This window comes from Synechocystis salina LEGE 00031, from assembly GCF_015207985.1.
Taxonomy (GTDB): Bacteria; Cyanobacteriota; Cyanobacteriia; order Cyanobacteriales; family Microcystaceae; genus Synechocystis; species Synechocystis salina.
The window spans coordinates 60,896-67,346 of record NZ_JADEVV010000016.1 but is presented as its reverse complement, the minus strand read 5'-3'; the positions used below and the strand labels follow the sequence as shown (position 1 = coordinate 67,346).

General features: G+C 48.4%; 6 protein-coding genes. 4 read left to right on the top strand and 2 right to left on the bottom strand.

Annotated features, from left to right (window positions below):
- Both IQ217_RS07545 and IQ217_RS07540 read right to left on the bottom strand, forming a co-directional pair.
- Positions 1-984: RecQ family ATP-dependent DNA helicase (locus IQ217_RS07545; protein WP_194019473.1), on the bottom strand; the 984-nt coding region annotated here is incomplete at its 3' end.
- Between the two features lie 112 nt (positions 985-1,096).
- Positions 1,097-2,566 (bottom strand): polysaccharide deacetylase family protein, encoded by a 1,470-nt coding sequence (locus IQ217_RS07540; RefSeq protein WP_194019472.1) that lies wholly within the window; start codon positions 2,564-2,566, stop codon positions 1,097-1,099.
- Between the two features lie 201 nt (positions 2,567-2,767).
- On the opposite strand from IQ217_RS07540, the gene IQ217_RS07535 reads away from it, so the two are divergent.
- From IQ217_RS07535 to IQ217_RS07520, 4 genes are all read left to right on the top strand, one after another.
- Positions 2,768-3,589: a GNAT family N-acetyltransferase gene (locus IQ217_RS07535; RefSeq protein WP_228023946.1), complete on the top strand. Its 822-nt coding sequence runs from the start codon at positions 2,768-2,770 to the stop codon at positions 3,587-3,589.
- A 289-nt stretch (positions 3,590-3,878) separates the two neighbouring features.
- Positions 3,879-4,181: an HU family DNA-binding protein gene (locus IQ217_RS07530; protein ID WP_014407089.1), complete on the top strand. Its 303-nt coding sequence runs from the start codon at positions 3,879-3,881 to the stop codon at positions 4,179-4,181.
- A 13-nt stretch (positions 4,182-4,194) separates the two neighbouring features.
- Positions 4,195-5,298 carry a threonine-phosphate decarboxylase CobD gene (gene cobD, locus IQ217_RS07525; RefSeq protein WP_194019470.1) on the top strand — a complete coding sequence of 368 codons (1,104 nt, stop codon included), beginning with the start codon at positions 4,195-4,197 and terminating at the stop codon, positions 5,296-5,298.
- Between the two features lie 154 nt (positions 5,299-5,452).
- Positions 5,453-6,331: a bile acid:sodium symporter family protein gene (locus IQ217_RS07520; RefSeq protein WP_194019469.1), complete on the top strand. Its 879-nt coding sequence runs from the start codon at positions 5,453-5,455 to the stop codon at positions 6,329-6,331.
- Positions 6,332-6,451 lie beyond the last annotated feature (120 nt).

Here is a 6,451-nt window from a genome sequence, read left to right as displayed (position 1 = left end):
CCCCACTTCCTGGAGGTAATCCATCAACATCAGGGGGGCTTGGTAGTGCAACACCCAACGGGTATCGGGCTTGTCGATGCCGAGGCCAAAGGCGTTTGTACAAACCACCGAAGAAATTTTGCCCGTTAACCATTTTTGCTCCAACTGTCGTCGTTGGTGAGCCCCCAAGCCGCCGTGGTAAGCTTCGCTATCAAAGCCTCGTGACTGTAACCATAGGGCTAAGTTGATGGCCATGGTGCGGGTGCGGACATAGACTAAACCGGTTTCCTGCAAATGCTTGAGCAAAAAACGCCGTAGTTGTTGCCTTCGACAATATTCACTCAGCACCGTTTTGACTTGCAGTTGCAGTTGGGGACGATGGGGGCTGACCTGGAAACATTGCGGCGATCGTAAATTTAATCCCGCTATGATCAAATCCTGTTGCTGGCGATCGGCTGTGGCGGTGAAGGCGGCCAGGGGAATTTGGCCCTTGTCTCGGCCTAATCCCTGCCGCAGGGCTCCCAAACGACGGTAAGCGGGACGAAAACTATCTCCCCACTGCACTAAACAATGGGCTTCATCGAGCATTAAACCCTGTAACTTAATCTGGGGTTGGCGGAGCAAATTCCAGACTGGCTCACTCAGTAATGTTTCTGGGGAAAGGTAGAGAAGTTTTAATGTTTGTTGGCCCAACTGGCGCAATACTTGCTTTTTCTCTGGGCGACTCAGTTGGCTATGGAGACAGGCGGCGGGTAGATTTTGCCTTCGTAAACTTTGCACCTGGTCTTCCATTAGGGCCACCAACGGCGAAACCACCAAAGTTAGCCCTTCCCCCAGTAATGCCGGCAGTTGAAAACAAATGGATTTTCCGCCTCCGGTGGGTAGTACCACCAGACAGTCCCGCCCGGCCAATAGACAATCAATGACTTCCCCTTGGGGATAGCGAAAGTGGTCATAGCCCCAAATGCGACGGAGGGCATCTTCCAACGATTGGCGATCGGCCATGGCAGGCAATAGAGCTAACAACTTAACGGAGAGCTAAAGCCAGTTAGATTTTTCCTGATGGGAAATGTACCTTGAGCTGGCTTGATAGATAACTCTCCACTATGGGCAAAAGTTACGCTAGGGCAGCTTCCCCCCGACGGTACAATTCCCGGGCGTAATCCGTCCAGGTGCCTTGGCCCCAATAGCGGAAGCAACTGGTTTCCACTAACAATAGGTAAAGTAGGGCATTTTGATAATCTTCCCGTTGGGTGACGCTGGGATCTTCCGCCACTAAACGGTCAAATTTTTGGTGGAATTTGGCACTGAGTTGATTCATCGGCTCCAACACATTTTCGTAGCCCTGCACCCAACTGAGATCATTGGTCCAGGAGGCTCCATCCATGGTGAATTGGTGGTCGGTGGCCTTCAGATCGGCGATCGCCGCTTCCACTTTTTCTGGAGTAGCTTCCTCTGGGTTAACCCGTTGCCAAATTTTGTGTTGCTGAATGGCTTGAATGGCGGGGAATTCAGACTCCTGCACCCCAGCCACTGCCAACAGTTCCAAATATTCCGTACCGTTAATGGCCACCGTGCTGGCCTTGCCCCCATTTTCTGCCATTTTGCGAGTGGCTTGTTCGTAGGCGGGGGGAAATTCGTTCATCATGACGCCGCCATTTTCTCCGTCCGCAATCTGGGTCACACAGGCGGGAATTTGATGGCTACCTACGGGTTGTTTGCCCCGGCCTAAAGCCTCGTAATAGGGCTGCATTTGGGCTACCAATTTGGTGTCAGACCCCTGGGTTTTAATGAGGGCCACAATGCTGACCTCGTCTCCCTTGGAATTACGGGCCACCAAACGATTGGGGATATATTTTTGGTCACCGGAAAGCCCACTACCATCGAGGTTTTCCACGGAATGTTCCTGCACCATTAACCAACGGTAACCACATTCTTTCAAGGCCTTAACGTATTCAAATAAGGTGTCGGGATGGTTGGGTAAGTGCATTTCCGGTGGAGAAAAACCCTTCACCCGCTGCAGAGCTTCGGCACCAAAAATATCAGCAAAATGCTGTTGCCACGCCAATATGTGTAATTTCAAATCTGGGATGGGGGTGGAAGGGGCCACCGCATGGCTCCACATGGTGCCCAGCCATTCCACGTAGGGTTGATATTGGGCATCACAGGCCAGCCGCTTAAGGTTATCCAAAATATCGTGGCGCCCCATTTGCTGAAACGCCCAGAGCAGGTTGCCGGAGTAGTCCAACATGATGCGGGGATTGGCACCTTCCGCCACGAGTCGGGGAATAATTTCTCCTAGCCGACGGTAGCACCACGCAAAGGGATCGGCGTTATGGTTATCTCCTTCCCCAGGATGTTCAAACATGTATTGCAGGTTGGAAATCAACGCCCCGTCTTGTCCAGCGGGAATGGTGGGTTGGTGCATATGTAGCGCACAAGCACAGGCAGACTGCAAATCTTCTAGACGCAAATTCGTTTGGTGCAAAAACACCGGTTTATTTTCATTCACCACCGCTAAGATTTCCGCTTCTTGGCCAGCAATGGGGGGCAGGTCTAATTTTGTCCGTTCGGCGATCGATACCATCCGCAGTTTCTCCCAGGGTGAGTAGATTAACGATTGTTAAAATTCGGGGTTTTTGATTGACTCAAATCTATGACAATCCAAGGTTAATGCTAGCATTGGGGCGGTTTTAGCATTAATTACAATTGCCTTTACTAAGTCAACAAACGTTGAAGTTCATCGCTGCTAAATGTTATGTCTGAGCAAAAATATTTAATAAAAACCATGGGTCCATCCGAGGTGGCCTTGGCGGTGGACTGGGCGGCTGCAGAAGGCTGGAATCCCGGTCACCAGGATGCCGACTGTTTTTACCAAGGCGATCGCCAGGGATTTTTGCTTGGTTTACTAGCCGGGGACCCCATTGCGACCATTTCGGCGGTTAAATACAACGAAGAATTTGGTTTTTTAGGCTTTTACATCGTCAAACCGGAGTATCGGGGTCAGGGCTACGGTTGGCAAATTTGGCAAAGGGCTTTAGCCCATTTAGGGGGTTGTAATATTGGCTTAGACGGGGTGCTGGCCCAGCAGGGGAATTATCAAAAATCCGGCTTTAATCTGGCTTACCGTAATATTCGTTACCAAGGTTTTACGGGGGCCCCTTCTATCCCATCGCCCCATATAGTCCCCTTGAATGCCATTGCCTGGGAAGACGTGTTGACCTATGACCGTCAATGTTTTCCTGCTCCCAGGGAAGAATTTCTAAGAACGTGGTGTCATCAACCGGGGCACCAGGCGATCGCCTATCAAGAAGATGGGATTTTGCGGGGTTATGGCGTTCTACGCCCCTGCCGGGTGGGGGACAAAATTGGCCCCCTGTTTGCTGATACTCCAGAGGTGGCGGAAGCGCTCTTTTTAGCTCTAAAAGCAATTCCTGCAGCGGAAAATACCATTTACCTAGATGTGCCAGAACCCAACCAAGCGGCGATCGCCTTAGCGGAGAAATATGGTTTGCAGATAGTTTTTGAAACTGCTCGAATGTACACTGGGCAAGCTCCCCCCATCGCCCTAGACAAAATTTACGGAGTCACATCCTTCGAGTTAGGCTAACTTCTAATTCCTGGTAAACTGAGCGCAGTAAAATTCCAGTTTTCGTAAAGGATTGTGACAAAATCCCGCAAAACTGCAAAAATTCGTGGGGAAAAGTGATCCTACTTCCACACTTTGTGCATAGAATAAGGCAGTGAAACAGCCGGTATGCGGGGATTTCAGGGATTTTTAATGCCAAATTTCTGTCTAGATCCGGGCTGTGGATCCTCCCGATGACCCTGTTATGGGGAGAAAAGGCCTAAAAAATGAGTCTATTCCAACAAACTCACTCTCAAGGAGATTTTTTCAGATGAATAAAGGCGAATTAGTCCATGCGGTCACGGACAAAGCGAAAGAACAACTGGGGGAAAGCATCACGAAAAAGGAGGTAGATGCGGTGATCTCAGCCGCCATTGATTGCATCATGGAGGTGGTGGCCGAAGGAGAAAAAGTGACCCTAGTGGGCTTTGGTTCCTTTGAAGCCAGGGAACGCAAGGAACGGGAGGGCCGCAACCCCAAAACCGGGGATAAAATGCTCATTCCAGCCACTAAGGTGCCGGCTTTCTCTGCAGGCAAAATGTTCAAAGATAAAGTTGCTCCTGAGAAAAAATAATTGCCACTGACCTTTGTTTGAGCGACCCCACCACGGTGGTAATTTGGGTTGGGCAGCGGAGATGGCAGGCTGTCCAGCTTTTTCTTTATTAGATTTTTCCGCCAGTATTAATCCTTTGGGCCCTCCTGCTGCCGTCCTGGCCGCCATTGAGTCAGCTTTGCCGGCCCTGCACCACTATCCCGACCCCCAATATGTTCGTCTTCGTCAGGCGATCGCCGATTACCACCATTTACCCGTGGATTGGATTTTGCCGGGCAATGGTTCGGCGGAATTACTAACTTTAGCGGGGCGTACCTTTGCTGGTTTGGACTGTACCTATGTGGTAGGCCCAGCCTTTGGGGACTACGGCCGAAGTTGGCGAGGGGCTGGAGCCAAACTTAAAACCATAACCTGGCAAGTAAATCAGCCCTGGCCCTGGCAAAAATTGCGATCACTATCTGAAATTACTGATAGCATCACCATCCAGCCCCAAAAACGGGGTCTAATTCTTAATAATCCCCATAATCCCTCCGGTACTCTGCTGCCTAGGGAAGAAATTCTCGCTCTCCTACCCCACTATCAATGGGTGTTATTGGACGAAGCCTTTATGGATTTTCTGCCCCCGGGGGAAGAGCAAAGTTTAGTATCCCACCTGGAGGAGCATCCCAATTTAATTATTCTCCGTTCCCTGACCAAGTTTTACCGTTTACCTGGATTGCGCTTAGGTTATGCCCTGGGCCATCCCGACATACTCTCGCAATGGCAGGCTTGGCGAGATCCCTGGCCGGTGAATGTTTTAGCCGAAGCGGCGGCGATCACCTGTTTGGAAGCGGAAGAATTCCGTCAACAGGTATGGCAATGGTTACCCCCTGCCCGTACCGCATTGCAGAAAGATTTAGCTAGTTTACCGGGATTGTTGCCCCTGGCAAGCCAAGCCAATTTTTTGCTCGTAAAAACGGCCATTCCAGCGCCGGAACTTCAACAAGAACTATTAATTAAATGCCAAATTTTAATCCGAGATTGCCTTAGTTTTCCAGAATTAGTCCAGGATTTTTTTCGGGTCGCAGTACGGACCGTGGCGGATAATCAAAAATTGACCCAAGCCCTAGCTACCGTCATCGCCACAGCCAGATCTTGATTGGTTGTGACCATAGAATCTCTTCTTTCTATTAGTTAAATTCTTACCTTACTTTTATTTTGTAGGAACAAAAAGAAGTAGATTTACTTCTTCAGTCTAACAAGCAAGTTGCCCAATATTATTAACTTCATATTAACACTCTCCCTTTACTTTCATGGAGTCCAATTTTTTAACAAACATTTTTCTGCCCCTAGCCCTTTTTTTGATTATGTTTGGCATGGGGCTTGGTCTTGCCATTAAAGACTTCAATCGCATTTGGCTAGAACCCAAAGCAGTTGTAATTGGTTTAATCGCCCAATTACTAATGTTGCCCATGGTGGGATTCGGGCTGGCATCTTTATTTTCTTTGTCCCCAGAGTTAGCAGTAGGAGTAATGATTTTGGTCGCCTGCCCCGGTGGCTCCACTTCCAATGTAATTACCTATTTACTCAAAGGCAATGTGGCTCTTTCCATTACTCTAACTGCCATCAGTAGTTTAATTACCATCATTACTATTCCCCTGATAGTTAATCTCGCTGCTAATTATTTTATGGGGGAACAATTTGCCCTCCAACTTCCTTTTCTCAAAACTGTTCTGCAAATTGCCGTAATTACCATTATTCCCGTTAGTTTAGGCATGGTTTGTCACCACCTTTTACCCAAGTTAGCCATGGTAGTGGAGAAAAATGTCAAATGGCTTTCCCTCTTTTTTCTTGGCATTATTATTGTCGCTATTCTGGTCAAAGAAAGGGCAAATTTAGCAGACTTTTTCCTCCAGGTAGGGGGAGTAACCATAACCCTGAATCTCCTCACCATGGTTCTAGGCTATGGCATTGCCCTTTTGGCGGGACTTGGCCTTGCGGAAAGAAAGTCCATCACCGTTGAAGTAGGTATTCAGAACGGTACTTTGGCGATCGCCATTGCTACAACCCTTTTAAATGCTCCGATTATGGCCATTCCTGCGGCAATTTATTCCGTTGTCATGTTCCTGACCAGTGCCATTTTTGCTGGTTTGCTGAAAGCGAAAATATTTAGTGGGCTTAAATCTGCATAAAGACCTTTATCGATGAAAATGAATTATCAAAATTTTTTATAAGAAAGTCAATTTTAGCTGTGCATGGTAAACATCTAATCTACTCATTAATCAGTTTACTGATACCAAGCAAACCATTGG